General features: G+C 66.8%; 26 protein-coding genes and 1 tRNA gene. 17 read left to right on the forward strand and 10 right to left on the reverse strand.

Annotated elements, in window-relative coordinates; all coding sequences use genetic code 11:
- Positions 1-33 precede the first annotated feature (33 nt).
- The 3 genes from HVO_RS15925 to HVO_RS15930 all read left to right on the forward strand — a co-directional run bounded on the left by HVO_RS15925 (position 34) and on the right by HVO_RS15930 (position 3,026).
- Positions 34-1,200, forward strand: a complete 1,167-nt coding sequence (locus HVO_RS15925) for an ISH3 family transposase (RefSeq protein WP_013035191.1) — start codon at positions 34-36, stop codon at positions 1,198-1,200.
- Positions 1,201-1,454: 254 nt separating this feature from the next.
- Complete coding sequence (locus HVO_RS20635; RefSeq protein WP_144064050.1) at positions 1,455-1,967, forward strand: hypothetical protein; 513 nt, start codon at positions 1,455-1,457, stop codon at positions 1,965-1,967.
- A 132-nt stretch (positions 1,968-2,099) separates the two neighbouring features.
- Entirely contained in the window at positions 2,100-3,026 is a 927-nt protein-coding gene (locus HVO_RS15930; RefSeq protein WP_004042223.1) for an HFX_2341 family transcriptional regulator, read from the forward strand.
- Between the two features lie 42 nt (positions 3,027-3,068).
- Here the strand turns inward: HVO_RS15930 and HVO_RS15935 are convergent, their stop codons facing one another.
- Positions 3,069-4,124 (reverse strand): hypothetical protein, encoded by a 1,056-nt coding sequence (locus HVO_RS15935; protein WP_004042224.1) that lies wholly within the window; start codon positions 4,122-4,124, stop codon positions 3,069-3,071.
- Positions 4,125-4,167: 43 nt separating this feature from the next.
- Positions 4,168-4,908, reverse strand: coding sequence for a DUF1405 domain-containing protein (locus HVO_RS15940; protein WP_004042225.1), 741 nt, complete (start codon positions 4,906-4,908; stop codon positions 4,168-4,170).
- 149 nt (positions 4,909-5,057) lie between these two features.
- Here HVO_RS15940 and pdxS point away from each other — a divergent pair, with 149 nt between their 5' ends.
- Positions 5,058-5,966: a pyridoxal 5'-phosphate synthase lyase subunit PdxS gene (gene pdxS, locus HVO_RS15945; protein ID WP_004042226.1), complete on the forward strand. Its 909-nt coding sequence runs from the start codon at positions 5,058-5,060 to the stop codon at positions 5,964-5,966.
- A gap of 91 nt (positions 5,967-6,057) precedes the next feature.
- On the opposite strand, the gene HVO_RS15950 is transcribed toward pdxS, so the two are convergent.
- From HVO_RS15950 to HVO_RS15960, 3 genes are all read right to left on the reverse strand, one after another.
- On the reverse strand, positions 6,058-6,561 hold the full coding sequence (locus HVO_RS15950) for a universal stress protein (protein WP_004042227.1): 504 nt from the start codon (positions 6,559-6,561) through the stop codon (positions 6,058-6,060).
- 133 nt (positions 6,562-6,694) lie between these two features.
- Entirely contained in the window at positions 6,695-7,576 is an 882-nt protein-coding gene (locus HVO_RS15955; protein WP_004042228.1) for a homoserine kinase, read from the reverse strand.
- 66 nt (positions 7,577-7,642) lie between these two features.
- Entirely contained in the window at positions 7,643-9,463 is a 1,821-nt protein-coding gene (locus HVO_RS15960; RefSeq protein ID WP_004042229.1) for a histidine kinase N-terminal 7TM domain-containing protein, read from the reverse strand.
- 96 nt (positions 9,464-9,559) lie between these two features.
- On the opposite strand from HVO_RS15960, the gene HVO_RS15965 reads away from it, so the two are divergent.
- The 3 genes from HVO_RS15965 to HVO_RS15975 all read left to right on the forward strand — a co-directional run bounded on the left by HVO_RS15965 (position 9,560) and on the right by HVO_RS15975 (position 13,161).
- Positions 9,560-10,873: an NAD(P)/FAD-dependent oxidoreductase gene (locus HVO_RS15965; protein ID WP_004042230.1), complete on the forward strand. Its 1,314-nt coding sequence runs from the start codon at positions 9,560-9,562 to the stop codon at positions 10,871-10,873.
- 147 nt (positions 10,874-11,020) lie between these two features.
- Positions 11,021-11,680, forward strand: coding sequence for a TetR/AcrR family transcriptional regulator (locus HVO_RS15970; protein WP_004042231.1), 660 nt, complete (start codon positions 11,021-11,023; stop codon positions 11,678-11,680).
- Positions 11,677-13,161, forward strand: a complete 1,485-nt coding sequence (locus tag HVO_RS15975) for an MATE family efflux transporter (protein WP_004042232.1) — start codon at positions 11,677-11,679, stop codon at positions 13,159-13,161. Before HVO_RS15970 ends, HVO_RS15975 begins: the two co-directional genes overlap by 4 nt.
- Before the next feature lie 27 nt (positions 13,162-13,188).
- Here the strand turns inward: HVO_RS15975 and HVO_RS15980 are convergent, their stop codons facing one another.
- A complete protein-coding gene (locus tag HVO_RS15980; protein ID WP_004042233.1) occupies positions 13,189-13,830 on the reverse strand; it encodes a DUF6149 family protein in 642 nt (213 codons plus the stop codon).
- Between the two features lie 123 nt (positions 13,831-13,953).
- Between HVO_RS15980 and HVO_RS15985 the strand changes: the two genes are divergently transcribed.
- From HVO_RS15985 to mptA, 5 genes are all read left to right on the forward strand, one after another.
- Entirely contained in the window at positions 13,954-14,862 is a 909-nt protein-coding gene (locus HVO_RS15985; RefSeq protein WP_004042234.1) for a winged helix-turn-helix domain-containing protein, read from the forward strand.
- Positions 14,863-15,153: 291 nt separating this feature from the next.
- On the forward strand, positions 15,154-16,395 hold the full coding sequence (locus HVO_RS15990) for an NAD(P)/FAD-dependent oxidoreductase (RefSeq protein WP_004042235.1): 1,242 nt from the start codon (positions 15,154-15,156) through the stop codon (positions 16,393-16,395).
- A gap of 199 nt (positions 16,396-16,594) precedes the next feature.
- On the forward strand, positions 16,595-16,834 hold the full coding sequence (locus HVO_RS15995; RefSeq protein WP_013035539.1) for a hypothetical protein: 240 nt from the start codon (positions 16,595-16,597) through the stop codon (positions 16,832-16,834).
- 153 nt (positions 16,835-16,987) lie between these two features.
- A complete protein-coding gene (locus tag HVO_RS16000) occupies positions 16,988-17,383 on the forward strand; it encodes a DUF7124 domain-containing protein (RefSeq protein WP_004042237.1) in 396 nt (131 codons plus the stop codon).
- A gap of 81 nt (positions 17,384-17,464) precedes the next feature.
- A complete protein-coding gene (mptA, locus tag HVO_RS16005; RefSeq protein ID WP_004042238.1) occupies positions 17,465-18,391 on the forward strand; it encodes a GTP cyclohydrolase MptA in 927 nt (308 codons plus the stop codon).
- A 60-nt stretch (positions 18,392-18,451) separates the two neighbouring features.
- Here the strand turns inward: mptA and HVO_RS16010 are convergent, their stop codons facing one another.
- Positions 18,452-19,255 (reverse strand): TrmB family transcriptional regulator, encoded by an 804-nt coding sequence (locus HVO_RS16010; protein ID WP_004042239.1) that lies wholly within the window; start codon positions 19,253-19,255, stop codon positions 18,452-18,454.
- A gap of 74 nt (positions 19,256-19,329) precedes the next feature.
- Positions 19,330-20,988, reverse strand: coding sequence for a DUF255 domain-containing protein (locus HVO_RS16015; protein WP_013035232.1), 1,659 nt, complete (start codon positions 20,986-20,988; stop codon positions 19,330-19,332).
- Between the two features lie 171 nt (positions 20,989-21,159).
- Here HVO_RS16015 and HVO_RS16020 point away from each other — a divergent pair, with 171 nt between their 5' ends.
- The 4 genes from HVO_RS16020 to HVO_RS21430 all read left to right on the forward strand — a co-directional run bounded on the left by HVO_RS16020 (position 21,160) and on the right by HVO_RS21430 (position 22,820).
- Positions 21,160-21,744, forward strand: coding sequence for an FxsA family protein (locus tag HVO_RS16020; RefSeq protein ID WP_013035598.1), 585 nt, complete (start codon positions 21,160-21,162; stop codon positions 21,742-21,744).
- A 180-nt stretch (positions 21,745-21,924) separates the two neighbouring features.
- Positions 21,925-21,998: transfer RNA gene (locus HVO_RS16025), tRNA-Ile, on the forward strand.
- A 323-nt stretch (positions 21,999-22,321) separates the two neighbouring features.
- Positions 22,322-22,510, forward strand: a complete 189-nt coding sequence (locus HVO_RS16030) for a hypothetical protein (RefSeq protein ID WP_004042242.1) — start codon at positions 22,322-22,324, stop codon at positions 22,508-22,510.
- Between the two features lie 181 nt (positions 22,511-22,691).
- Positions 22,692-22,820 (forward strand): hypothetical protein, encoded by a 129-nt coding sequence (locus HVO_RS21430; RefSeq protein WP_004042243.1) that lies wholly within the window; start codon positions 22,692-22,694, stop codon positions 22,818-22,820.
- Between the two features lie 119 nt (positions 22,821-22,939).
- Here HVO_RS21430 and HVO_RS16035 read toward each other — a convergent pair whose 3' ends face one another.
- Both HVO_RS16035 and HVO_RS16040 read right to left on the reverse strand, forming a co-directional pair.
- Positions 22,940-23,962, reverse strand: a complete 1,023-nt coding sequence (locus tag HVO_RS16035) for a sodium:calcium antiporter (RefSeq protein WP_004042244.1) — start codon at positions 23,960-23,962, stop codon at positions 22,940-22,942.
- Positions 23,963-24,031: 69 nt separating this feature from the next.
- Positions 24,032-25,255, reverse strand: a complete 1,224-nt coding sequence (locus HVO_RS16040; protein ID WP_013035577.1) for a GNAT family N-acetyltransferase — start codon at positions 25,253-25,255, stop codon at positions 24,032-24,034.
- 139 nt (positions 25,256-25,394) lie between these two features.
- Here HVO_RS16040 and HVO_RS16045 point away from each other — a divergent pair, with 139 nt between their 5' ends.
- Positions 25,395-25,616 (forward strand): hypothetical protein, encoded by a 222-nt coding sequence (locus HVO_RS16045; RefSeq protein ID WP_004042246.1) that lies wholly within the window; start codon positions 25,395-25,397, stop codon positions 25,614-25,616.
- Positions 25,617-25,704 lie beyond the last annotated feature (88 nt).

The following is a 25,704-nucleotide window of genomic DNA, read 5'->3' on the forward strand; positions in this document are numbered from 1 at the left end:
GCCGTTTAGTTAGAAGGTCTGCTTGCAGAAGGTGTGTCTAAAACCCAGCAAGCAGACGATGAAATCCACGAGGACCAGCTCCTTAACTTCCTCGTCAACTCTCTTGACGAGGAAGTTGCTCTCTCACTCGCTGAAAACGCTGAACTCGATGCTGAAGACATCTACGAGGTCCTCGTCGGCGCCTGCGCCGACGGGACCTCGGTCTCAACGCTCTGTGAGAGAAGCGAAGATGCACCCCACGAAAACTCCGTTCTCTACCATCTCCGCACTAAATTCGATCTAGAAACGCTCGAACAGGTTGGCAACATGCTCCTCCAGAAAGACGTTCTCGACGTCCTTCCCCAGCAGGTGGAGGTCTGCGCAGACCTCCACCTGCGGCCCTACTATGGTGACGAAGACGACACGGACGGCCTGTATCACTCACAAGCGAAGCGTGGAACCACCGCGTTCCACGCGTACGCGACGCTGTACGCACGCGTGAAGAACAAACGCTACACGCTGGCGGTGCGCCGTCTCGAAGACGGCGACACCGCCAGCAGTGTCCTCGCAGAGTTCCTCAGTATTCTCGACGGCCTTGACCTCGGTGTCAAGGCCGTCTATCTTGACCGCGAATTCTACGACAGCAAGTGTTTGACGCTGCTTCAGGCGCACAACCACGCGTACGTCATGCCGATCGTCCGCTGGGGACAATCAATCAAGCAAGAACTCTCAGAAGGGTGGAGTCGCGTGATTCAGCACAGTCTGACGGCGAGACTCGACGGTCACAGCTGGACCGTCGAGTTCCCCGTCTACATCGACTGTACCTACCAGAACGGACGGTACGACGAACATGGGGTGGCGCGTCACGGCTACGCCGCTGACGCGCCGTTCATCGACTCACCACGAGACGCTCGATACCACTACGCGAAACGCTTCGGTATCGAGGCAAGCTATCGACTCTCTGAACAAAGTATCGCGACGACCTCGACACAAAATCCGGTTGTACGGCTGCTGTACGTCGTGGTGAGCTTGCTGTTACAGAACGTGTGGCGGTATCTGCACTGGGAGTACGTGGCGACGCCCCGCCGAGGCGGGCGTCGCCTCTGGCAGTGGCCATTCAAGGAGTTCATCAACATGATCCGACGGGCAGCGTGGACGGCCCTCGCGACGCGTCGGGCCGTCCCCGCGAACCGGCCACCGGACGACCGGTTCCACCGGTAACTCCCGACCGGGCTAGCCAACGGTGGGAGTGGCGACGCTGTCGCGTCGGCGGCAGCCGCCGCCGACAGCGACGGCTCTCCGCCGATCCGTCCATGATTCTGTCGTCGAGACCGCCAATGCAACCGCTCGGCCACAGAATTCAGGCTTCAGAGACAGCTAGGCGAGGATGCTTTGTGAGGTACTGAGACTAAAATCTCACACATTATTATGTTCTCGGCGACATGTTTTTCTGAGCAGTCACCTAGCAATATACAATGTCTGAGAGTGCTCACTTTGACCTTGGTATTACTACTGGCCCTCACGGACTTTCTGTTGTTCCTGGATTGAGAACCCTACACGACTCAATCCAAGACCAGGTCATCCCTGAATTTGAAGAGAAGAGTGGACTTTCCGGAGAGAGTGGTGCGATTGTGTTGGTCTTTTTTACACTCTCCCACTCTGTAATTGAACAGCGGTCGATTGAACTGCTATATGGATACGTATTCGATACTGAATTCCAAACTGAACGGTCAAGAAGATTTCTTCGACAGAACTTAAACCAGCGGCAGCGGGAGGATTTGTTACTGAGGACAGGTGTAATTAAGGGACATGTACATAGCCACATGAGTACTGCACGAACTGCCCGAAACGTGATTGTACATCATCCACATTCACATATTCTTCCAAAATTTGACAATTTTTCAAACACAGTTAAACAGACTATAAATGCAGTCGAGGAATTGGAAGAGATGGTTGTTGACTACTATTTGCCAGATGAGATGAGCTGATTGCAACATGCGTATTATTTTCAAAACGGTGTTTGAGTCGTCAATTTAATCTATTTTGTTGCAAAGACTCCGCGAACCATCTTCTAAATCGAGTCTTGGAGTTTTTATAACTACCCCACCCACGTACCACGTATGCAGACGCACATCGTTCCCGTCGGCTTCGACTACGACCGACTCATCGCGCCGCTCATCCGCGATCAGTTGGACGTGGACCGCGTCATCCTCCTCGAGGGGGCCGTCGGGAGCGAGGCGAACGTCGAGTACTCGCGGAACCTCTCGGGAAAGCTCGAAAAGGACTTCGAGAACCTCCTCGGCGCGGAGACCGAACGCGTCATCGTCGACGACGTGTACGACTACGACGCGGCGTTCGAGCAGGCGTACGACCTCATCAACGCCGAACTCGACGCCGACGACGAACTCCGCGGCGACGACGACGAACCCGGCGAGGTGTGGGTCAACGTGAGCGCGATGCCCCGGCCGGTCTCCTTCGCCTTCGCCACCGCCGCCCACTCCATCATGGTCGAGCGACAGGCCGACCGCGAGCGCATCCACACCTACTACACGGCCCCCGAGAAGTACCTCGAAACCGAACTCGCAGAGGAGTTGCGGACCGAGCGCGCCCTTCTCCAGGACCTCCTCGACTCCGGCGAAATCGACGCCGACCGCATCCGCGAGCGCCTCGACGCCACCTCCGACCTGCTGTCGGAGTTCGACGAGCGCGGGACGACCATCGGCGCGAAGCAGATAGACGGCCGCCACATCGTCGAACTCCCGGTGGCCTCCTTCTCCAACGTCAAGCCGTTCGAGGAGGTCATCCTGTTCAAACTCGGTGAGCACGGCGAGTTCGGGTCGGTCTCCGAACTCGCGGAGGCGCTCGCCCGCGAGATGAACGAGGAGTACACCGACTCCTTCCGGTCGAAGGTTATCTACAACGTCGACCGCCTCGGCCCCGGCGGCAAGGGCTACATCGAACAGGAAGAACGCGGGAAGTCCTACCGGACGCGCCTCTCCCGCATCGGTGAACTGTGGGTCCGCGCCCACGCCGACAGCGACGAGTAGGCGGCGGGCGGTCGTCGTTTTTTCTCCGACCGAGTCGCGGCGTCAGAACTCCAGGCCGGACGGGTCAGCCGACGGCACGAGCGGGCTCGTCGGCAGGTCCGCCGGCGGGTCGGGGAGGTTGTACTCGCGGGGGGCCACGTCGTTCGGGCCGTCGGGATAGAACACCGACGCGAGCAGTTGGATGTGGTCGCGCCCCGCGTCGAGTTCGAACTGGCCGCCGCCGTACAGCGACATCCCGCGCTCGTCGGCGTACTCGATGGTGTCGAACAGCGACTCGACCGTGCCGAACCGCGAGGGTTTGACGTTCAGCCACGACGGCTCGAACGGGAGGCGCTCGACGGATTCGACGCCGGTAATCGGGGCGTCCCACGAGACGCGGCCTTCGCGGCCGTCGAACAGCGGGCGCGTCTCGTCGGTGAACGCCGGGTCCTCGACGACGGCGTCCGGGAACCCCGACAGGATGCGCTCGTACAGTTCCGGGTCGGGGGCTTGGTCCACGTCGGTCCCCTCGTAGTAGCCTTTGAGGTCGAGGATGCGGACGCGGTCGCGGGCGGCGAGCGACGCCACAAGCTCATCGTCCCAGTCAGTTGTCGGGTCGAGTTTGAACTCGCAGTCGGGGTCGCGGGCGGCGAGCAGTTCGACGCGGTCGGCCGACGGCGGGTTCCCGAGACGGGTGCTGACGACGAACCGGAGCGGGTCGCGCTCGCGGGAGACGGCGGACGCGAGGTCGGTGTCGGCCTGCCGGAGCGCGAGGTCGAGGCCGGCGGATTCGAGCGCCCAGCGCCGGTAGTGTTCGGCCGTCTCGCGCTCGGGGGCTTTCGTCGGAAACAGGTCCACGCCGTCGAGCGCCGCGGAGAAGGCGGCGAAGGAATCGTAGCTCCCGGCGAGGTCGAAAGCGTCTTCGGGGGCGTCAGCGAGAGCGTCGTGGTCTTCCGTGTCGTAGGTCACGTCCTCGCCGCGGCCGACCGCGCCGTCGCCGGCGAGCGAGAACACCGTCGTCTTGCGGAGAAAGCCGCTCGACGTGTCGCTCTCGAAGCGGTCGCGGGAGACGGACTCGACGGTCACCGGCAGGTCGACCACGCGGTCGAAGAGGCTCATGGCGTGTCGGTTGGGCGGGGCGAGGCAAAAGGCTACGTCCGATTCAATCCACGACGCCCCGTTCGAGCTTTGCGACACGCGTCGCGAGCGCGAGGAACGTCGCCGCGACGGTCAGGAGGACCGCGCCCGCCGCGGCGTACTCGTGGGCGGGCGAGACGTGCTGGACGACGCCGTCGACGACCGGCTCGGCCGGGATGAGGGTGTGGTGCGGCGTGCCCACGATGGGAACGAAGTAGTCCAAGAGGTCGTTGAGGGCGTACCAGCCGACCGCGACGAGGACGGCGGGGGTCGGGAACTCGGCGTACCGCTGGATGAGGAAGGCCTCGACGACCATGGCGAGGTGGCTCCAGAAGAGGAAGTTGTACATCGCCCAGTGGAGGTACGAGAAGTCGCCTTTGAAGGCGAGGAGGACGTACGGCGTCCACAGCCCGAGTTTGAGACAGCCGAAGAAGGCGAGGGCGTTGACGTACTCGTTCGAGCGCCCGAGTTTCCAGAGCGCGAGCGACAGCGCGATAAACAGCGTGGCGACCGGGCTGTCGGGGACGAGCGGCCACATCGCGGTCGGTTCGATGCCGAACTGGTAGCCGTAGTACCAGAAACCGAAGGCGGTCCCGACGAGGTTGATGACGACCACGAGCCACGCGATGTTGAGGCCGAAGTTCTCCAGCCACTCCGGCAGGGGGGCGAGCCACCGCGGCAGGTCGGTTCCCGCCGGGAGGCCGTCGTCCCAGATGAGTCGGCGGGGGTCGTCGAGCAGTCGGCGTAGTCGGGTCGCCGCGTCCATACCCACGCCGAAGCGGGGGGACGCAAAAGTGATGCCGGTCTCGGTGACTGCGGCCGGTGTCGTCGACCGCGAAACACGACCTGTGCGGAATGCGAACGGTTGGCGCGTGGAAGCGACCGCTTAAGTGAACCCGGTCGCAAGCGACGGATATGCCAGAGGAGACCGACCTAGAGGAACTTCGGCGCGGGACCGAACTCGTCAAGCGCGGGTTCGCCCAGATGCAGAAGGGCGGCGTCATCATGGACGTCGTGAACGCAGAGCAAGCGAAAATCGCGGAGGAAGCCGGCGCGGTCGCCGTCATGGCGCTCGAAGCCGTCCCGGCCGACATCCGCAAGCGCGGCGGGGTCTCCCGGATGGCCGACCCCGAGACGGTCACGGAGATTATCGACGCCGTCTCCATCCCGGTGATGGGGAAGGCCCGCATCGGCCACCACACCGAGGCGCAGATTCTCGAATCCATCGGCGTGGATATGATAGACGAGAGCGAGGTGCTCACCCCGGCGGACAACGACTACCACATCGACAAGCGCGAGTTCACCTCGCCGTTCGTCTGTGGCGCGCGCAACCTCCCCGAGGCGCTCCGCCGCATCAACGAGGGCGCGGCGATGATTCGCACCAAGGGCGAGGCCGGCACGGGCGACGTGAACCAGGCCGTCACCCACCAGCGCACCATCAAACACCAGATTCGCAGCCTGACCGGCCTCAACTTCGACGAGCGCGAGAAGTGGGCCCGCGAGCACGAAGCGCCCGCCGAACTCGTCCACGAGACGGCGGAGATGGGACGCCTGCCGGTCGTCAACTTCGCGGCCGGCGGCATCGCCACGCCCGCGGACGCCGCGCTCATGATGTACCACGAGTGCGACGGCATCTTCGTGGGCTCCGGCATCTTCGGCGCGGAGGACCCAGAACGGATGGGCGAGGCCATCGTCGAGGCTGTCAACAACTGGGACGACCCGGACACGCTCGCCGACATCGCCGCCGGCATCGGCAAGGGCATGAAGGGCGAGGCGAACGTCGGCATGGCCGACGAGGACAAACTTCAGGGCCGCGGCGTCTAACGCGGCGGTATCCGGCGGCCGCCGACTGACTCACCGTCTCGGTTTTCGATTCCTTCCGGTTCCACTTTTCTTCGGTCTCGGCGCTCCGCTCTCAGGCGAGGAGTCCCGACTTCCCCTTTTCGTTCCCCTTCGCGTCGTCGGACGACGCCTCGCCGAGGAGGACGGTGACCGGGCCGTCGAAGTTGAGCATGACCGACTGCGTCATGTCTCGGGAGATTAGCTTTCCGGCGGGCGAGCGGCGGCGACCGGCGATAAAGAGGTGGTCACAGCCTTCCCAGCGGGCCGTCTCTAAGATGGTGTCGGCCTCGGGGCCGATGTCCGCGACGATGCGGTAGTCGAGGTCCAGCCCCTCGAACGCCTCGCGGGCGACGCGCTTGGCGCGGCGGGTGGCCGACTCGATGGCCTGGTCGATGCCGTACACCACGTCCGAGGAGCCGACGCTGGCGAGCGCCGAGCGGGTCCGCTCGAACTCCTCGTCCGGGAGAACCGTGAGGACGACGAGTTCCGCGCCGCTGCCGGCGGCGAGTTCGCCCGCCTCGCGGAGGATTCGCTGCGACCGTTCTTCGGGGGAGACGACGACGAGTGCTCGTTCCATGATTCGAATATATCGTGATAATGAGAAAAGTCTTCTCGGAATCGTGTTATCACCGGCCGCGACAACGCGTTACAGTGACTCAGGCGCGAGAAAAGGCGAGATGCGAGTGTGCGAGTGGTTCTCTCTGTACCACTCAGGATTCGAATACTTCGGCCCCGCGACCGACCCGCGTCTTGTAGGCGCGGGCGGCCACGTCGGCCTCGTCGAACGCTTCGAGCATCGCGCCGGCGACGCGGGTGCGGTCGGCGGCTTGGCAGACGCCGAGGACCGACGGGCCGGCACCGGAGACGGTGACGCCGGTCGCGCCCGCAGCGAGGGCGGCCTCGCGGACGTCGTGGTAGCCGTTGATGAGTTTCGCCCGCGCGGGCGTGACGACGCGGTCGTCCATCCCCGCGCCGACGAGGTCGGCGTCGCGGCGGCACATCCCGACCGCGAGGGTCGCCGCCCGGCCGACCGTGTGGACCATGTCCTCGATGCTGGCGTCGCTCGGGACGACGCGGCGGGCGTCGCGGGTCGAGACGGCGATTTCGGGGAGGCAGGCGACGAGCGGGATGTCGGCGTCGACGGTCGTGACGCCCTCGTCGGTCGCGACGGTGAAGCCGCCGAGGAGTGCGGGCGCGACGTTGTCGGCGTGGGCCTCGCCGGAGACGACCGCTTCGCCCTCGGCGGCGACGGGGACGAGTTCCTCCCGGGAGAGGCCGCGGTCGTACAGTTCGTTCAGCGCGACCGCGGCGGCGGCCGAGCTCGCCGCCGACGACCCGAGGCCGGACGACGGGCGGACGCCCTTGTCGATGCGGATGTGCGCGGGGGCGTCGAGCGCCTCCGCGACCGCACCGACGACGTTCCGGTCGGGGTCGGTCGGGATGTACTGGCTGCCGACGCCGGTCACTTCGATTGTCGTCCGGTCCGCCCGTTCGACGTGCACGATGTCGGCGGGGCGGTCGAGAGCCACGCCGAAAACATCGAACCCACTTCCGAGGTTGGCGCTCGTGGCGGGTGCGCGGACCGTAACCATGCCCCGCTGTTGCCTTATCGCAGATAAAAATGTGGCGAACGTCGCAACCGACCCCTCGTCGCGCGCTCAGTCGCTCGTCGACTGCTCCGCGTTCGCGGGCTCGGGGTCGGTCTCGACTCCGGTGAACTCGAACCGCGCCCCGGCGGCGTCCGACTCGCCGAGGCTGACGGACCAACCGTGGGCGTCCGCAATCGTCTTGACGATGGGCAGGCCGAAGCCCGTCCCGTTTTCGTGGGTCGTGTACCCTCGCTCGAACACGTCGGCGCGCTCCGCCTCGGAGATGCCGGAGCCGTCGTCTTCGACGGTGAAGCCGCCGTCGACTCCCGTGACGACGACGGTGAGCGAGCCGCCGTCGGAGCCGTGCTCGACGGCGTCACCAGACGCAGTCAGGTTGCCCGTGGAACCATGTTCGACGGCGTCGTCGGGAGTATCCCGACTGCCCGTCGAGCCGTGCTCGACGGCGTTCCGAAACAGGTTCTCGAACAGCTGGCGGAGGCGGCCGCGGTCGGCCGCGATAGTCCGGTCGACCCGAACGTCGAGGGTCGCGTCGCCGACGACCGTGCCGTCCCACGCCTCCTGTGCGACGGTTCGGAGGGCGACCGGCGTCACGTTCGTGAGCGTCTCGCCCTCCCGCGCCAGCGTGAGGAGGTCCTCGATGATGGTCTCCATCCGGTCGTGGGCGTTCTCGATTCGCTCGAAGTACTCCGCGTCGCCGGTCTCGGCCGCCAGTTCGAGATAGCCGCGGGCGACGGTGAGCGGGTTCCGAAGGTCGTGGGAGACGACCGACGCGAACTCGTCGAGCCGCTCGTTTTGGCGTTCGAGCCGTCGCTCGCGTTCGACCCGTTCGGTCACGTCGCGGACGAGCACGAGCGACCCCGACATGTCGGACTCGTCGCCCAGCGGCGTCGTCTCGACGAGGAGGGCGCGCTCGCCGTCCTCCGTCGTGAGGGTCGCCTCCGCCTCCGACCCAGCGGTCGGGACGCCGCCCAACGCGTCGACCAGTTCCGTGGGGAGGACGCGCGCGACGGACTGCCCGTAGGCGTCCGAGAGGGGGAGCGAGAGGAACCGCTCGCCCGCGGGGTTGACGTCGATGACGCGCCCGTCGCCGTCGAGGACGAGCGCGGCGTCGTGCATCGACTCGACGGCCGATTCCCACGCGACGGGGACGAGCGTGAACAGCCGGTGGTGGAAGACGCTCCACGCGACGGCGGCCGAGGTGACGGAGAAGGCCAACACGGGGAGGTCGAGACCGGGGACCGGACTCAGTCCGGCGACGCAGACGACGCCGCCGACGGCCGGGACCAGACCGCCGCCGAGGAGCGCGAGCGTCTGCTTCCGGTAGATGCCGTCGGCCCGCAGGAGCGTCCGGCCGAGGACGCCGCACCCGAGCAGGATGAGCGCGTAGGCGTAGGCGATGAAGCCGTCGAACGCGACGCCGTGTTCGTTGACGAGGACGGCGTAGCCGTGGTCGGCGTCGACCCAGAGGTCGGTCCAGATGAGCCCGTGCCACGGGTTCGTCACCACGAGCGCGACGACGGCGACCGGCACGGACCCGAGTGCGACCCACGCGGCCCGCGAGTTCAGTTTCACGCCGGCGTGGCGCAACACGTACGCGAACCACAGGAGGGGCAGCGGCGCGATGCCGACGTAGCCGAGCTGGTTCAACAGCACCTTCGTCGAGAAGTCGGTCACGGAGAGTTCGAGCGCGTACGTCCCCATCCAGAGCCCGGACGCGACCAACAGGAGCGCGCCGAGGGTCGCGCCGGGCACGAGGCGGCGCTCCGTCCGGCGGCGGAAGAGGTAGGCGGCGAGGACGACAAAGAGGAGCGCACCGATTCCGATGGGAATCGTGTACGGCGTCGTTTGCCAGTACGGAGCACCGTGCATGCCCCGCTTTCTATCGACAGGGGTTAAAACTCCCACCGTCGGCGCCGGAACCGGCCAATCAGAAAGGACTTTCCACCCCACGCCGAACCTCGGGGCATGATAGGCATCGTCGGCGGCGGCATCGCGGGCCTCGCCGCGGCGTACCGACTCCAGAACCGGGGTCACGACGTTCGAGTCTTCGAGGCGGCTGACTCCCTCGGCGGCCTCGCAGCGACCTACGAGACGAACGGCGACGACATCGAGAAGTTCTACCACCACCTCTCGAAGTCCGAAGAAACCATCGTCGAACTCGCCGCGGAACTCGGCCTCGAAGACGACTTGGAGTGGCGCATCGGCAAGAACGCCTACTACGTCGACGGCGTCGTCCACCCGCTGGACACCGCGTGGCAAATCGCCGCGTACCCCCACATGAGCCTCTACGACAAGTTCCGCCTCGGCATGCTTACCCTCGGCGTCGACGTGCGCGGGGGTATCCCCGACTTCGACGCCTACGAGGAACTCGCGGAGTACGAACACACCCCAATCGAGGAGTTCGTCGTCGAGCACACGACCCGCGGCGTCTACGACAACTTCGTCGACCCGCTTTTGGACGGCAAGTTCGGTGAGCGCAAACGCGACGTGTCGGCGTCGTGGTTCCTCGGGCGCGTGCGCTTCCGCGGCGAGCGCGACCTACTGCGCGGCGAGAAACTCGGCTACTTCGACGGCGGCTTCGCGCCCTTCATCGACGCGCTGGTCGAGGCGGTCGGCCGCGAGCACATCGAGACCGACGCGCGCGTGACCGAACTCGACACCGACGGCGAGGCGGTCTCGACGCTGACCGTCGAGACGGACGACGGGACCGAGACCCACGAGGTCGAGTCGGTCGTCGTGGCGACGATGCCGAACGTGCTCGAAGACCTCACGGGCTTCCCCTGCGACATCGACTTCCAAGGGGCGGTCTGCGGGCTGGCGACCATGTCGGAGTCGCTGATGGACACCTACTGGCTCAACATCGCCCACGACGCGCCGTTCGGGTCGCTCATCGAGCACACGAACTTCGTGCCGAAAGAGCGCTACGGCGGCGACCACCTGCTGTACGTCGCCAGTTACGTGCAGGGACCGCACGAAGAGCTCTGGCAGATGAGCGACGAGGAGGTCGAAGACGCGTGGTTCGACGAAATCGAGGAGATGTTCCCCGACTTCGACCGGTCGGCGGTCGAGGAGTTCAAAATCGCTCGTAACCCCCGCGCCGGCCCGGTGTACGAACGCGGCTATCTCGACCTCGTGGTCCCGTACGACCTCGGCGACGACGTGGCCGAGGGCGTCTACTACGCGGGGATGGCGTCGGAGGCGCAGTACCCCGAGCGGTCGCTGAACGGCGGTATCGTGGCCGGCTACGAGGTCGCGGACCGCATCGACCGCAGCCAGTAGCCGTCACAGCGCCGTTTTCGAAGCCGTTTCAGCGCGGTTCGTCGTCGTGACGTGCGACGGTCTCTCGTGCCGCTCAGTCGCACGCTTACCGGCAATCGGTTTCCCGTTCGCAACTGCTTTTTAAGCTGCTGACTGACTAGTCAGTTAGTGAGTGCAGACGAGACGCCGGACCAGTCGGTCCCCGACGAGGTCCACGAGGAACTGATGGCCGCGACCTACCGGGCGCTGTGCGCCCACGGCTACGCGGACCTGACGATGCAACGAATCGCAGACGAGGCCGGAAAGAGCAAGTCCCTCCTCCACTACCACTACGGGACGAAACAGGAACTGCTCGTCGCCTTTCTCGACTACCTGTTCGACCGCTTCGAGGCGCGGGTCGCCGCGACGGAGGGCGACGCCCCCGAGACGCGGCTCCGGGTCCTCCTCGACAAGATGGTCCCGGACGGCGACGACGACGGCGACTACGACCGCTTCGGACTGGCCCTCAACGAACTGCGGACGCAGGCCCCCTACGTCGAGACCTACCGCGAGCGGGTCGCCCGCAACGAGGCGGTCATCCGCCGCCGCCTCGCCGACATCATCCGCGAGGGCGTCGAGAAGGGGGATTTCCGCGAGGTCGACGCCGACCGAACGGCGTCGCTCCTCTTCGCCGCGCTCGACGGCGCGCGCCTCCAGCGCGTCGCCGTGACCGACCCCTCGGGAACCGAGACGGCGAGTCAGTCCGCCTTCGACGCGCCGACCGAGGTCCGCGCCGCGCTCGACGAGTTCGTCGTCGAGAACCTCGTTCGCGAGGGAGGTGACGAATGAGCGCGAAGGCCAAGGACGTCAACCTCGTCGATGGCGACCTCGTCAAGCCGATGTTGGTGCTGTCGCTCCCGCTCGTCTTCTCGCAGATTATGCAGGTCGCGTACAACCTCGCCGACACCTTCTGGGTCGGGCGCGTCGGCACCGAGGCCGTCTCGGCGCTGTCGTTTTCGTGGCCGCTCGTCTTCCTCATGATTTCGTTCGGCGGCGGGTTCACCGTCGCCGGGACGGTCCTCGTCGCCCAGAACAAGGGCGCGGGCAACCACGACGAAGTCGACCACGCCGCCGGCCAGACCCTCGGGTTCGTCATCCTGCTTTCGGCCGGGTTCGCGGTCATCGGCTATCTGTTGACGCCGATACTGCTCCCGCTCATCGGGACGACGCCCGGCACCGAAGTCCACCAGTTGGCGGTCGAGTACACGCGCACCATCTTCCTCGGCGTCGCGTTCATGTTCGGCTTCTTCATCTTCCAGGCGCTGCTCCGCGGGTGGGGCGACACCAAGACGCCGATGTACCTGATGGGGCTCGGCGTCGTCATCAACGTCTTTCTCGACCCGTTTCTCATCCTCGGGTTCAACGCGAACCCGATATTCGGCCTCCTCGGGCTCGAAAGCCTCGGACAGTCGCTGTTCGCCGCGACCGGCTTCACCGGCTTCGGCGTGCAGGGCGCGGCCATCGCCACGGTGTTCTCCCGCGGCGTCGGCGCGCTCGTCGGCTTCTGGCTCCTGCTGTCGGGCCGGGTCGGCATCAGCCTCTCGCCGCGCGACCTGATTCCGGAGCGCGAGATGGTCGAGCGCATCGTCCGCATCGGCGCGCCGTCGAGCATCGAACAGTCGACCCGCGCGCTCGGCGTGACCGCCCTCACGGCGCTCGTCGCCTACGCCGCGGTCAACGCCGGCGGAGCCAGCACCGAGACCGCGGTCGCCGCGTTCGGTATCGGCAACCGCCTCAACTCGCTGGTGTTCCTGCCGGCAATCGGCCTCGCGCAGGGGACCTCGACGGTCGTCGGCCAGAACCTCGGCGCTGACCAGGCCGAGCGCGCCGAACACGCCGTGTTCTGGGGCGTCGGCATCATCGTCACCGCGCTGGTGTTCGTCTCCGCCGCCGCCTACCTGTTCGCCGAACCCATCGTCGCGGTGTTCATCCCCGGCGAGCCGGCGGTCATCGCCATCGGCGTGGACTACCTGCGAATCATCGGCCCGACGTTCCTGTTCCTCGGGGCGTTCAACGTCGTCAACGGCGGGTTCCGCGGCAGCGGCTCGACCCGGACGGCGATGGTGTTCTCGCTCATCTCGCTGTGGGTGCTTCGCATCCCCGCGGCGTTCGTCCTCGTGGAGTTCTTCTCGATGGGCCCGACCGGCATCTGGTACGGCATCGCCTTCTCGAACGTCGGGGTGGCGCTGCTCGCCTTCGCGTGGTTCACCCGCGGCACGTGGAAAAACAGCGTCGTCGACGTCGGCCCCGCCGTGCCGACCGACGACTAAGCGAGAAACGACTCCGCGCGGTCCCTTTTAAGCGGTCCTCTCGTCGGTGCGGTCGACGTCCTGCATCCCCGGCGCGGCCGACACGTCCACGTCCTCGGGTTCGTCGGCCCCGCCGACTCCGACCTCGCCCGAGTCGTCTTCGACGTACACGTCGTCGGCGAAGCCGCCCTCAGCGTGGGGGTGGTCGGGGTCGTCGAGTTTGTCCAGCGTCGCGGGCGCGTCGGGGATATCGATGGTGCGGAACTCGCCGAGCGGCTCCGCGATGTCGATGCCGTGGCGCTCGAAGAACTCCTCGTAGCGCTCGTAGTGGGCCTCGATTTCGTCGACCGGAATCTCCATCATCTCGGTCCAGCCGTGGTTGTAGAAGTCGAAGTTGGCCTGGACGTGGGTTATCTCGCGGGCCTCGGCCTCGGGGAAGCCGGCGTCGAGCGCCGCGAGGTAGGTGTCGAAGGTGCACTCGAAGAACGCCGCCATATGGTCCTCGCGCTCGCCTCGGCGGTCGGGGTCCGCGCGCTCGCTGAAGATGCGAACGTGGAGGTCCACCATCTTCTCGGTGGCGATGTCGCCGATGACCGGCATGGTGAGCGCCTTTTTCGTCGCGAAGTGGCGGATGTTCTGGCGAATCTTCATTTCGTCGTCCGCTTCGGGTCGAATACACGTAAAGACCACGTCTCCGGGGACGACGACGCGCGTTCGCCCCGAGCGAGACGGACCGACCCCGTCGCGGCCCGCGAAGTTCCCGAACGAGATTTGACGAGGTGATTTAATGCGACTCGCCCGAATGAGGGGGGTATGAGCGACTCCGCATCCGTCCGCGAGGACTCGGTCCTCGACTGCGACGACTGCATCTCGCCGGCCGAAGCGTTCGGCATCGTCGCCGACGAGACTCGACTCACCATCCTCGAAGCGCTCTGGGAGTCACCCGACCGCCCCATCCCCTTCTCCGAGCTCCGCCGACGGGTCGGCGTCGACGACAGCGCGCGGTTCAACTACCACCTCGGAAAGCTCCGCGGCCAGTTCGTCCGCAAGACCGACGAGGGCTACGACTTCCGCCACGCCGGCGAGAAGGTCGTCCGCGCCGTGCTCGCGGGGACGTTCAACGAGGACCCCGTCCTCTCCGCCTTTCCGGCCCCCGGCTCCTGTGTCGCCTGCGGCGGCTCGCTCGAAGCCGACTACGGCGACGAGAAACTCACCATCTCCTGTGCCGACTGCGCTCGGGTCCACGCCCACGAGGAGTTCCCGCCCGGCGGTCTCGAAGGCCGCTCGTCGGAGGCGCTCCTGTCGGCGTTCGACCAGCGCGTGCGACACCTCCACTGCCTCGCCGCCGACGGCGTCTGCCCCGAATGCGGCGGGACGACGAGCACCGCGCTGTCCCGCGACGCCGACCCGTTCGACCTCGAGGTAGTCGTCACTCACCGCTGCGCCCAGTGCGCTTACGAGGCCGTCTCGCCCGTGGGGCTGGTGCTCCTCGACGAGTCGACGGTCCTCGGCTTCCTCTCCTCGCGGGGCAGAGACGTGTGCGGGACGCCGTTCTGGCGGTTCCCGTGGGTCGTCGGAGACGAGGCGCTCACCGTCGTCTCCGAGGAGCCGTGGCGCATCCGCGTCCGCATCGACGCGGACGACGAACATCTCGTCGTCGAACTCGACGGCGACCTGTCGGTCGTCGACTCCGCGGTCGAACCCGCCGAGCGAGTCGCGTAAGCGCGCTTACAAAAATGCGGTTCAGGATAGGTTTTTGCTATCGGCGGTCGTCGCTCAGTCTACGGAACGCAACCCTCTCCGGTGGGTTCGCCCGCGGTGCCGGCGCGGAACCGGTTTCCGTCCGACCGGCCCGCGACCGCAGACGGCGGCCTCGGCGAGCGGTTGGCTCATCGAGACGCAGTAACACCCGCGATTCGGCTCCCGTCTCGCCATCTCGCCCCGAGTTCCGCCTGCAAAACAATCATGAGGGAGATAGCAATCCACATTAACCCCGAATACAAACGTCGGGTCATGAGCCAATCGTACGTGATCGTCGGCGACGGTATCGCCGGGGCCTCAGCGGCTGAGACACTCCGCGAAGAGGAACCCGACGCCGACATCACCATCATCACGGACGAGGGCGAACCGCTGTACAACCGCATTCTCATCAAGGAATTCGCCAAGGGCAAACTGCCCGAGGCCCCCATCTCCATCCACGACGAGTCGTGGTACGACGACCGCGACGTGGACCTCGAACTCGACACGCTCGTCACGGACATCGACCCCGAGGGCCACACCGTCACCGCCCACGACGGCACCGAGTACGACTACGACAAACTCCTCCTCGCCGTCGGCGGCACGCCGACCCAACTCCCCGTCGAGAACTCCGACGCGGAGGGCATCCACCACTTCTGGACGTTCCAGGACGCCCGCGACATCAAAGAGCACATCGAGGGCGCGGACAACTCCGTCGTCATCGGCGCGGGCCTGCTCGGCATCGACCTCGCGGCCATCACCGCCGCCCAAGAGGTCGAGGGCAAGTACCTCATGCGCGGCAAGGCGTGGTGGCGCTACGCGCTCTCCGAGGAAGGCGCGGAAATCATCCACGAGGCGCTCCGCGAGCGCAACGTCGAACCCGTCTTCGACTCCGGCGTCGACCACTTCGAGGTCGACGACGACGACCGCGTCACGACCGCCGTCGACCCCAACGGCGACCGCTACGACGCCGACTTCGTCGGCATCGCCATCGGCCTGAACTTCAACACGGAGATTCTCGGCGGCACCGACATCGAGTACGACAACGGCATCTACACGGACGAGTTCATGCGGACGAACCACGATGACATCTTCGCGGCCGGTGACATCACCGAGTTCCACGACCTCATCCTCGGCGACCGCGCCCAGAACGGCGCGTGGGGCTCCGCCAAAGAGCAGGGCACCATCGCGGCCAAGAACATGGTCGACTACGGCTCCGAGGAGTTCCGCTGGGTCTCGTCGTACTCCATCACCCACTTCGACTTCCCGTTCCTCTCGTTCGGCCACCCGACGCTCGGCGACGACCACGTCGAGGCCAAGTACTCCGACACCGAGTGGCGGCGTCTCGCCATCAAGGACGGCAAAATCGTCGGCGGCGTCCTCATCGGCGACCTCTCGCCGCAGACGAAGTACAAGAAGCTCATGCGCGAGCAGGTCGACGTCAGCGGGCAGAAGGAAATCCTCGTGAAGCAGGACTTCCAGCTCGACGACCTCGAAGGCGCGGCGGCCGAACAGTAACTCGGGACCCGCTCCCGCTGTTTTCACCCGGCCAGCCGCGTCTGCGCGCGGCCGCCCGGCGCGGCTTCGGCCCGCCGGGCGCTCGCCTGCGTTCGCGGTTCGCCCCCTCGTTCTTGGCTCTCTTTCGCCCGTCGTTACGCGCCCCGCCAGTCGTCTCGCCGGCCAAACATTTATCTCCACCCATGGTGTGTGTTACCATATGTCATCAAAAGACGGACAGTCGCCGTCTTCCCCAGCAGTCACCGCGCCGCCGACCGTCGCACCCGTTACCGACGTGCCGCCGGGCGCTCGGGTCCATCACTTCGACGAGTTGAGCGAGCGGACCCAGCACGCGCTCGCGAGCGCCAGTCCCGCCGGCCGGCTCGACATCGACACGACCACCTCGCGGCTCTCGCGGGGCGACATCGTGGTGTTCACCGACTACGTCCGCGTTCAGTAATCTCGCTGCGCCCGTCCCGTCGCTCGCGTTCTCCGCCCGTCCCGGTCGCCGCCGAGCCGGCGGTCCCCCGCTCGCGGACGGCCGGGACCGAAGTCGTTTTCCACGCGTCGCCGCCTATCGCCGGGTATGGCAACAGGTGGCGGCCAAGGAACGATGACGCTCGCGTTCGAACTCTCCGCGCTCAAACAGCTCGGCGACCCGAACGCGGCGTTTTCGGACGCGCGAACGTGGACGAAGTACATCGGCGTGGTGAGCGAGAAGCCGACCTACGTCGTGACGAACTTCACCCGGAAAGAGCGCATCCGGCAGGACTTCTTCTCCGGACCGCGCGGCGTCGAGGAGAGCCTCGAAAACGTGATGCGCCAGTTCGACACCGACCGGCACGTCTTCATCGGCACGTCCGACGAGGACCGCGCGGTGGCCGAAGAAACCGGCTGGGAGTACCTCCCGGTCGAGGACGCCGCCGAGGCCGCCGAGTGGGTGCTCGCCGGCGACGACGACGCCCCCGCCGACCCCTTCGAGGCCGAGGGGCGCGACGACTGGCCCTAGTCGGAACACAGCGGCGCGTTCGCCCGCGATTCCGTTCCCCTATCGAAAGCACTAATCAGCAACGGCACTTTTTACTCCTCGATGAGTCACCAGTTGCCTGACGTACAGGCCTCCCAGCCGGACGTGACCGTCGGGCTGAGCCAGGTCGGCGTCACGGGCGTCGAGAAGCTCGTCAAGATCGCCCGCGACGGGAAGCGACCCCTCGTCTTGATGGCGGAGTTCGAAGTGTTCGTCGACCTCCCCGGCGGCCGCAAGGGCATCGACATGAGCCGAAATATGCAGGTCATCGACGAGGTCCTCGAAGCCGCCGTCTCCGAGCCGGCCTACCGCGTCGAGGACATGTGCGGCGACGCCGCCGAGCGCCTCCTCGCCAAACACGAGTACACGACGACCGCCGAGGTCAGCATGACCGCCGAACTCGTCGTCCGAGAGGACACCCCCGCAAGCGGCCTCTCCACCCAGAGCACCGCCGAAATCATCGCCAGCGCCACCGCGACCGACGAGGGCACTCGCGAGGAAATCGGCGCGGAAGTTGTCGGCATGACCGTCTGTCCCTGCTCGCAGGGCATGTCGGCCTCCCGCGCCCGCGACGTGTTGCAGGACCTCGCCGTCGACGACGACACCATCGAGGAGTTCCTCGACAAGGTCCCCCAGCCGGGTCACTCCCAGCGCGGCCACGCCACGCTCACCGTCGAGACGCAAGGCTCGCCGGAGGTCGACCTTATGGACCTCATCGACATCGCCCGCGACTCGATGTCGGCGCGCATCTACAACCTCGCCAAACGCCCCGACGAGGACCACATGACCTACCACGCCCACGCCAACGCGAAGTTCGTCGAGGACTGCGTCCGCTCGATGGCCGAGCTGTCCCTCGAGGCGCTCGACCACCTCGGGGACGACGCGGTGGTCCACATGAAACAGTCGAACGACGAGTCGATTCACCAGCACAACGCCCACGCCGAGCGCGAGGTGACGCTGGGACAGCTCCGCGACGAACTCGACGCCTGAACGCCCTCGACGCCCGAGACGCTCGTTTTTCGAACCTCGATTCTGTACCGCCGCGAACCGCTACAACGGGAGCGGTGCCGCTTCCTCCCAGCGCGGGTCGAACGTCGCTCGGAGGTCGGCGGCGAACTCGGGGTCTTTCAGGTCTATCATGGCGAACGCCTGTCCGGGGTTGAGGGGGTTCGGCACCTCGATACAGACCTCCACGTCGTCGATGAGGTTGAACACGCCCGTGACGTTCTCCGCGGTGCGCGCGCGGAAGTTCGACCTGCTCGACAGCCGGTCCATGTAGCTCTGGCCGACGCTCTCGGGCAGGCTGTCGACGAGCCCCGGCGACATGAGCATCGACACGTCGACCCCGCGGTCGAGCGCCGCCTCCAGTTCGTCCACGACGAGGTCGCCGACGGCGTCGAGGTCGAACTGCGGCGAGGGCGTCCCGGCGACCATCACGAGCGAGTCGTCGGCCGCCGCGAGTCGCTCCACGAGCAGGTCGATGGTCTCGTCAGCGCCGACCGCGGCCGTCCAGAACTGGTCGTGAACCGGCTCGGCGGCGTCGAGTTCGTCGGTCAGCTCGGCGACGACGTTCTCGTACTGCTCGGCCTTCTCGGCCAGCTCTTGGCGCTTCGATTCGAGCAGGCGGTCGAGCGCCGTGTCGGGCTCGACGGCGACGTACTTCTTCGGCCGACTGGCCGCCTGACTCCGGCTGAGGTGGTACTGTTCGAGGCTGTTCAGCACGTCGTAGACGCGGCCCATCGGCACGTCGCTGGCGCGGGATAACTCCTTGGCCGTCGTCGCGCCCGTCCGCAGGAGGGCGCGATAGGCTCGGGCCTCGTACTCGGACAGCCCGAGGTCTCGCAAACTGGTCATGCACCGTCCGTCTCGTTTCTCCCTGATAAACAAACCGGATGTTTACACCCGTCTGCGGTTGCCGCGGGTCGCGGTTAGGCGTCGGGTGTCACCGTGGAGACCGCCTCCATCAACTCCTCGGGAGTGGTTGCCTCCACCGCCGTCTCGCCGGCGCTGACGCGCGCGGTCCCCGCCGGGAGACCGTCGGCATCGGCATCCGGAACCACGAGCGCCTCGTGGTCCGCGACGCGGAGCGCCGCCCGGTGGAGGTCGGAGCCGACGCCGTCGTTGAGTTCGACCACGAGCGGGTCGCGGAGCAGCCGCGCCGCCGCGGTTCCGTAGGCGGCGACCTGCACGCCGATGCGGTCCCACGCGCCAGCGAACGCGGCGATGGTCTCCTGTGCGACCTCGCGGTAGCGCTCGTCGCCGGTGAGCGCCGCGAGGTCGACGAGCGCGTTCGCCATCTCCACGTTCCCGTCGAGCGGGCGCAGCGGCGACGACAGGAGCGCCTCGCCGCTCGCGGGGCCGTCGAGGAACGAGCCCTCGTCGAACAGTTCGTCGATGGCGGCGTCGGCAACCTCGGCGGCGAAGTCCAGAAGCGGGTCGCCCGCCACCGTTTCGTCGCCGAGCACCTGCCGGGCGCGGCAGGCCGCGGCGACCACGCGCGCCTGGTCTTCGAGCAGGAGGTCCTCGCCCGCGTCGCCGCCGGACCGGAAGTGCGTCACGACGCCGTCGTCGACGAGGTCCTCTGCGACCCGCGAGAGCGCGCGCGAACCGAACTCGCGGGCCCGCTCGTCGTCGGTGAGCCCCGCCAGCACCAACAGCGCGTCCGCGGCGAGGGCGTTGCCGCCGGCGTACACCGTGAGGTCGGTTCGCGGGCCGGGCGCGTTGTCGCGGCCCTCCTTCCCGAGGAGGTAGTAGTCCGTCCCCGCCGCGGGGCCCATGCTCCCGGCGAAGCCGGTCCCGGTCCACAGCGAGTCGACGAGGAAGTCGGCGGCCCCCGACGCGGGGTCGAGGTAGGCGTCCTCGCCGGTGTAGCGGTAGCCGTTGGCGAACGCCCGCAGGAGCGCGGCGTTCGATTCGAGCGTCTTCTCGCGGTTCGGCTTCGACCACGCGGCGTCGTCGGCGTAGCGGAAGAAGCCGCCCTCGACGGGGTCGTACAGCCCGTCGCGAATCGCGTCGAGGGACCGGAGCGCCCGGCTTCGGTCGCGCTTCAGCGCGAACTCGACGGTCCGCGGGAGCGGGAACTTCGCGGCGTCGCCCCAGCCGCCGTGGGCCTCGTCGAAGGCGACTTCCAACTGGCCGGCGAGGTGCGATTCGATCTGCGGCGACACCTCGCCCGCGGGCGGGAGGTCGCCCCTGAGCGCCCGCGGGAGGCGGCCGGCCTCTGCGCCCTTCTTGTCCCACACCTCGCGCACGCGGTCGATAACCTGCCGCATGCCGTCGGGGCCGATGAACGTCGCGCCCGTGATGGGGTGGCCGTCGGGCGCGAGGAAGACGGTCGAGGGGAAGCCGCCCATGTTGTACCGCTCGCGGATGCGCGGTTGGCGGTCCACGTTCACCCGAATCGGGACGAAGCCGTCGTTGAGGTTCGCCGCGATGCGCGGTTCGGCGTACGTCTCGGCGTCCATCTCGTGACAGTCCTCGCACCACGTCGCCGACAGCGAAAGCAAGATTGGTTTGTCCGCCGCTCGCGCCTCGGCGAACGCGTCGGGACCCCACTCTCGCCATTCGACGCGCGTCTCGTCGGTCATGTCCACCCATCCGCGGTGGACGCGGGTAAGCGCTTCGAGCCCTCGTGGCACGACCGGTCGCCGTCGGCGGGTCGCGCGAACCCCTCGACGACCGTCGCGGACCGATTCGAGAACCCGGCGCGCCGCGGGCGGGACAAAAGGGCTATGGGCCGCGGTCCGGTAGTGTCGCCCATGCGAACGCGCACGCTGATGGCGCTCTTGCTCCTCATCCCCCTCTCCGACGCGTTGCTGCTCGTGGTCGTCGCGCAGTACATCGACCTCGTGCCGACCGTCGCGCTCGTCGTCCTGACCGGGCTCGTCGGGATGCTCATCGTCCGCGCCGAGGGGCGACACACCCTCAGAAGCCTCCAGTCGAAGTTCGCCGGCGGCGACCTCCCGACGAACGAGGTCATGGACGGCGGCCTGCTCATCGCCGCGGGCGCGTTCCTCCTCACGCCGGGGCTCGTCACCGACACCATCGGCTTCCTGCTCGCCATCCCGGTGACCCGGTACCCCATCCGCGAGGTGCTCAAGCGCTTCGTCGTCAAGCCGTACCTCGACAAGCGCGCCGACGGCTTCGTCACCGGCAACGTCTGGACGACCGGCTTCCCGCAGGGCGACTTCGGTCCCGGCGGTCCCGGTGGCTCGCCCGGCCCGAGCGGCGGAAGCGGTTCCAGCGGCAGCGGCAGTTCCGGCAGTAGCAGCGGCGGTGACGGCGTCTACGACGCCGACCCCGACTCGTATCGGTTCGACCGCGACAGCAACGACTCCACGTAACCGTTTTCGCCGCTCTCGTGTCGGTTGTTCCGAGTGTTTCACCCGCGCAGCCACGCGATTGGCCGGCGTTTCGAGTCCCGCAATCGACCGACGGCGACGACATTCACTAACACGCACCAACGCGCCTCCGAAAAGAAAGTCTTAAAATCAACAGCGCACAACGAGTGAATGCGCTTACCTGGGCCAATAGCTCAGTCAGGTTGAGCGCTCGGCTGATAACCGGGAGGCCCGCGGTTCAAATCCGCGTTGGCCCACTCCCATCGATAACGTTTCGTTGCCGATGCGAGTCAGGGGCTGAAACTCCCCGGCCACCCAACTTCTGCGAATATCACCGACCGAGAGAACGCTCGGTCCGTCGTTCGTGCCGTCGGGACGAATCAGCGATGAAGCCTCGGCTCCCCCGAACGAGGACTATCCAGAGACATAGAACCACTAATGTTTGATGAAACTATCCGATTATTTCGTAGAAACTCACACCGATTTACACAGATTAGTTCGTATTTATCGGTACATGGTTGGTCGAACGGACAAATGCGGAGAAAGCTATATCACGCAATAGATTGTGGTACCAAATAACATGGAATACGAACTCACCTGTCTGTACGGGTGCGGCCACACCTCCACGGCCGACTCCCGCGAGAGCGTCGGCGTTCTCGCGATGGAGCACATGGACGACGAACACGACACGCCCGTCGACCCGCTCGAAGCGGGCGAACTCGCGTTGAAGCGCTTCGACGGCGCGTCGCTCCGGCAGGCGCGGCAGTAGCGAACACTCTGAATTCTGTCACGTCTTCCACTCCGAGTTTCTCTCGGCACCAACCGTTTCACACCTCCGAACGGCGGCGCTGTCGCCCGGTCTCGTGGCTACGCGTCCGTCCCTCCCGAACAAATTTACTCAGTTCTGTATCCCAGTAGTATTAAATCCGTACACGCCATACGTGTTGGTGATGCCAACCATCGACGTCTCCGAACACCTGTACCGCCAGATTGAGTCCGCCGCCGACGGCGAGGACCTCGACGCGGCGATGTGGAAGATGGTCGGCCGGTACCAGCGTGGTAACACGCCCGGCGACTAACAGGGTTCGGACCGACCCTCGACCCCCGACTGCGCGTGCAGTCATCATCAACCTCGCTCGCCGCGACTGCCCTTCCTGCGGCGAGTCCGTTTTCTGAGTGGTTGCTCCCGAGCGTCGCCTCAGCCGAGAACGCCCGTCACGCCGAGGCTCTCTGCGACCAGCCACGCGACGAACAGCGCGTAGGTTCCGAGGAGGACGTACGCCTCGCCGCGCGTCAGCGCCATCTCGGTCCGGAGGACGGCGAAGAAGACGACCGACGCGCCCGTGAGGAAGCTCATCATCGGAACGACCTCCTCGAACGCGATGACCGCGCCCCCGGCGACGAGGATGCCGACGGGGAGGGCGACGAGGAGCGCGAAGACGTTGCTCCCGAAGACGTTGGCGAGGCTCATCGGCGCGTTGCCCTGCCGAGCGGCTCCGACGCTGACGAAGGTGTCCGGCAGGCTCGTGCCGGCGGCGACGACCGTCAGCCCCCAGAGGAACGGCGACGTGCCGAAGGCGTCGCCGAGACCGACCGCCGCGCGGACGAGCAGTTCGGCTCCGACGAGGATGACCGCGAGCGACCCGCCGAGTGCGAGCCACTCGCGTTTCGGGTTCACGCCGTCGACGACGGCGGTGAGTCCGGCGCGGTGCTCCAGCGTGTCGTGGTACTGCATGAACAGATACAGCCCGTACAGCCCGAGCGGGATGCACGCCAGCGGGCGCGTGACGAACCCGTCGAGGCCCGCGGTGTCGGCGGCGGGGCGGTAGATGACCGCAAGCGAGAACGTGAGCACGAGGACGGCGATAGAAAGCAAGTAGAACTGCGCTTCCTTGTAGACTAAGTCGCGGTTCGAGGCGAGCCGCTGGCCCTCACCGACCAGCGCCGACACGGCCGGGATGATGAGGATGTTGTAGACGGCCGACCCGACGACCGCACCGACCCCGATGTCGAACGACTGGTACCGGAGCGTGGCGATGACGATACTCGATAGCTCGGGGAAGCTCGACCCCACGGCGGCGATGATAGCCCCCTGCACGATGGCGGGGAGTCCGTAGTACGCGCCCAACCGGTCCGAGGCCTGCACGAGCATGTCGCCGCCCTTCCACGCGAGAATCGCCCCGACGACTGTGAACCCGACGAGAATCGGAACTGATGCCACGCCCGGATTTCGGCGGCCGGTGAGAAAAAACCCGACCCGGCCAGGTGTCGGATTCGACGCTCCGCTCGCTCAGAACCCCTCGCGCAGGTAGCGGTCCCGCTCTGTGAACACCGAGGCGAGGGCGTCGGCCGCCTCCGCATCAGCGACCGAGAGGCGGTCGGTGCGAGCGAGCGCCTCGACGGCCCGCGCGCCGACGATGAGTTGCGAGAGCGCCCCGATTTCGACGGTCGCGTCGGGGTCGGCGTCGCGGCCAACCGATTCGACGCTCGCCGCGCCGTCGGCGACGATGAGGCTGAACGGGCCGTCGTTCCAGTCGCACCGGCCGTCTTCGACCGCGAGGACGAGGTCGCAGGCGGCGTCGGCGGGGAACGAGACGGCTTCGAGGGCGGCCGGCACGTCCACGATGCGGACCATCGGGCCGGGCTTGAGTTCGACCGTCGCCGCCCGCGGGTCGGTCAGGTCGTCGATGAGCCGGGAGGATTCGTGTTCCGACGAGAGGACGACCTCGTCGACCTGCGAGTCGTGGTCCCGGAGGAACCGAAACAGGTGGGCGCGGGCCTCGGCGTCGGCGGCGACGAGTTCGTCCACGGACAGCGTCCGCGACTCCCAGTCGCCGGTCACGTCGTAGACGACGTAGCCGCGGAGGTCGCCGTCTCGCTCCCAGCCGTAGACGAACGGGTCGTCGTCCCACCCGCGGAACAGCCGGTGGCGAATCCAGCCCTCGCTTCGGTCCACCGCGAGGTCTTCGGTCGCCGCGGCCGCGGATACGTCTTTGACCCGCTCCCAGTCGCCGGCATCGAGTCGGACGAACTCCCCGGCCGGGTCGGCGGCGACCGCCCCGAGTTCGTCGGGCGGCACCGTCGTCTTCGCGTAGTTGCTCGCCGTCGCCCAGCCGAACCGGCGGTAGAAAGCGTACTCGAACGGCCAGAGCGCCGAGAGATACCGGCCGGTGTCGCGGAACTCCGCGAGGAGGGCGTCGAGCATCGCGGCGACGTGGCCCTGTCGGCGCGCCTCCGGAGGTGAGGCGACCGCCGAGATACCGGGGAGCGGGTGCCACTCGCCGCGGACGCGGGCCGTGAAGTCGTGGAAGGCACACACCGTCCGCAGGTCGGCCGCGTCGAGGTCCTCGACGGGCGCGTCGGGTGGGGCTTCGTAGAACCCCCGCGGGCGGTAGCTCTCCGGGTCGGGCAGTCGCTCGTCCGACCAGTCGGGGCCGTTCTCGGGCCGGAAGGCGTAGTTGAGGAACTCGCGGTACGTCTCGCGGTGCTCCTCGGGGAGGGGACGGAGGTGCATACCCGCGGTGCGTCGGGGGACGATATAGGTTTTCGGTGCCGCGGGCGCGCAGTCCAGCGATTCGGGCGCGTCGGGACCGGAGTTCGGGGTCGCTCTCGGAACCGTGCGATTCACGTCGCCTCGGTCCCGAGTCCCGCTCATGAGCGAGACGAAGCAGTCGTTTCTGTCGCGGGGGAACCTCCTCCTCGCGGCGGTCGTGACACTCGGCATCGTCCTCCCGGGCGTGGCGCGACGCCTCCTCGGCGAGGCCGGCTACAACGACCTCGGGATGGTCGTGTTCACGCTCGGCTACGCGGGCATGGTCGTTATCGTCTGGTACGGGTGGATTCGCCCGCTCGACATCACCGGTCCGGCCGAGTAGCGCGCCCCCGTCCGTCGGGCGTCACCCGCACCGACAGCGGTGTTCACCGACCCCGGGACCGCACCGACCGCCCGGTCGCCCCAATATC

It is taken from the genome of Haloferax volcanii DS2, from assembly GCF_000025685.1.
Classification (GTDB): domain Archaea; phylum Halobacteriota; class Halobacteria; order Halobacteriales; family Haloferacaceae; genus Haloferax; species Haloferax volcanii.

What these genes read in the sequence shown, in the direction of transcription:
- HVO_RS20635 (WP_144064050.1), top strand. Translation starts at nt 1,455, where the DNA reads ATGTCTGAGAGTGCTCACTTTGACCTTGGTATTACTACTGGCCCTCAC.
- HVO_RS15930 (WP_004042223.1), top strand. Translation starts at nt 2,100, where the DNA reads ATGCAGACGCACATCGTTCCCGTCGGCTTCGACTACGACCGACTCATC.
- HVO_RS15935 (WP_004042224.1), bottom strand. Translation starts at nt 4,124, where the DNA reads ATGAGCCTCTTCGACCGCGTGGTCGACCTGCCGGTGACCGTCGAGTCC.
- HVO_RS15940 (WP_004042225.1), bottom strand. Translation starts at nt 4,908, where the DNA reads ATGGACGCGGCGACCCGACTACGCCGACTGCTCGACGACCCCCGCCGA.
- pdxS (WP_004042226.1), top strand. Translation starts at nt 5,058, where the DNA reads ATGCCAGAGGAGACCGACCTAGAGGAACTTCGGCGCGGGACCGAACTC.
- HVO_RS15950 (WP_004042227.1), bottom strand. Translation starts at nt 6,561, where the DNA reads ATGGAACGAGCACTCGTCGTCGTCTCCCCCGAAGAACGGTCGCAGCGA.
- HVO_RS15955 (WP_004042228.1), bottom strand. Translation starts at nt 7,576, where the DNA reads ATGGTTACGGTCCGCGCACCCGCCACGAGCGCCAACCTCGGAAGTGGG.
- HVO_RS15960 (WP_004042229.1), bottom strand. Translation starts at nt 9,463, where the DNA reads ATGCACGGTGCTCCGTACTGGCAAACGACGCCGTACACGATTCCCATC.
- HVO_RS15965 (WP_004042230.1), top strand. Translation starts at nt 9,560, where the DNA reads ATGATAGGCATCGTCGGCGGCGGCATCGCGGGCCTCGCCGCGGCGTAC.
- HVO_RS15975 (WP_004042232.1), top strand. Translation starts at nt 11,677, where the DNA reads ATGAGCGCGAAGGCCAAGGACGTCAACCTCGTCGATGGCGACCTCGTC.
- HVO_RS15985 (WP_004042234.1), top strand. Translation starts at nt 13,954, where the DNA reads ATGAGCGACTCCGCATCCGTCCGCGAGGACTCGGTCCTCGACTGCGAC.
- HVO_RS15990 (WP_004042235.1), top strand. Translation starts at nt 15,154, where the DNA reads ATGAGCCAATCGTACGTGATCGTCGGCGACGGTATCGCCGGGGCCTCA.
- HVO_RS15995 (WP_013035539.1), top strand. Translation starts at nt 16,595, where the DNA reads ATGTCATCAAAAGACGGACAGTCGCCGTCTTCCCCAGCAGTCACCGCG.
- HVO_RS16000 (WP_004042237.1), top strand. Translation starts at nt 16,988, where the DNA reads ATGACGCTCGCGTTCGAACTCTCCGCGCTCAAACAGCTCGGCGACCCG.
- mptA (WP_004042238.1), top strand. Translation starts at nt 17,465, where the DNA reads ATGAGTCACCAGTTGCCTGACGTACAGGCCTCCCAGCCGGACGTGACC.
- HVO_RS16010 (WP_004042239.1), bottom strand. Translation starts at nt 19,255, where the DNA reads ATGACCAGTTTGCGAGACCTCGGGCTGTCCGAGTACGAGGCCCGAGCC.
- HVO_RS16015 (WP_013035232.1), bottom strand. Translation starts at nt 20,988, where the DNA reads ATGACCGACGAGACGCGCGTCGAATGGCGAGAGTGGGGTCCCGACGCG.
- HVO_RS16020 (WP_013035598.1), top strand. Translation starts at nt 21,160, where the DNA reads ATGCGAACGCGCACGCTGATGGCGCTCTTGCTCCTCATCCCCCTCTCC.
- HVO_RS16030 (WP_004042242.1), top strand. Translation starts at nt 22,322, where the DNA reads ATGGAATACGAACTCACCTGTCTGTACGGGTGCGGCCACACCTCCACG.
- HVO_RS21430 (WP_004042243.1), top strand. Translation starts at nt 22,692, where the DNA reads ATGCCAACCATCGACGTCTCCGAACACCTGTACCGCCAGATTGAGTCC.
- HVO_RS16040 (WP_013035577.1), bottom strand. Translation starts at nt 25,255, where the DNA reads ATGCACCTCCGTCCCCTCCCCGAGGAGCACCGCGAGACGTACCGCGAG.
- HVO_RS16045 (WP_004042246.1), top strand. Translation starts at nt 25,395, where the DNA reads ATGAGCGAGACGAAGCAGTCGTTTCTGTCGCGGGGGAACCTCCTCCTC.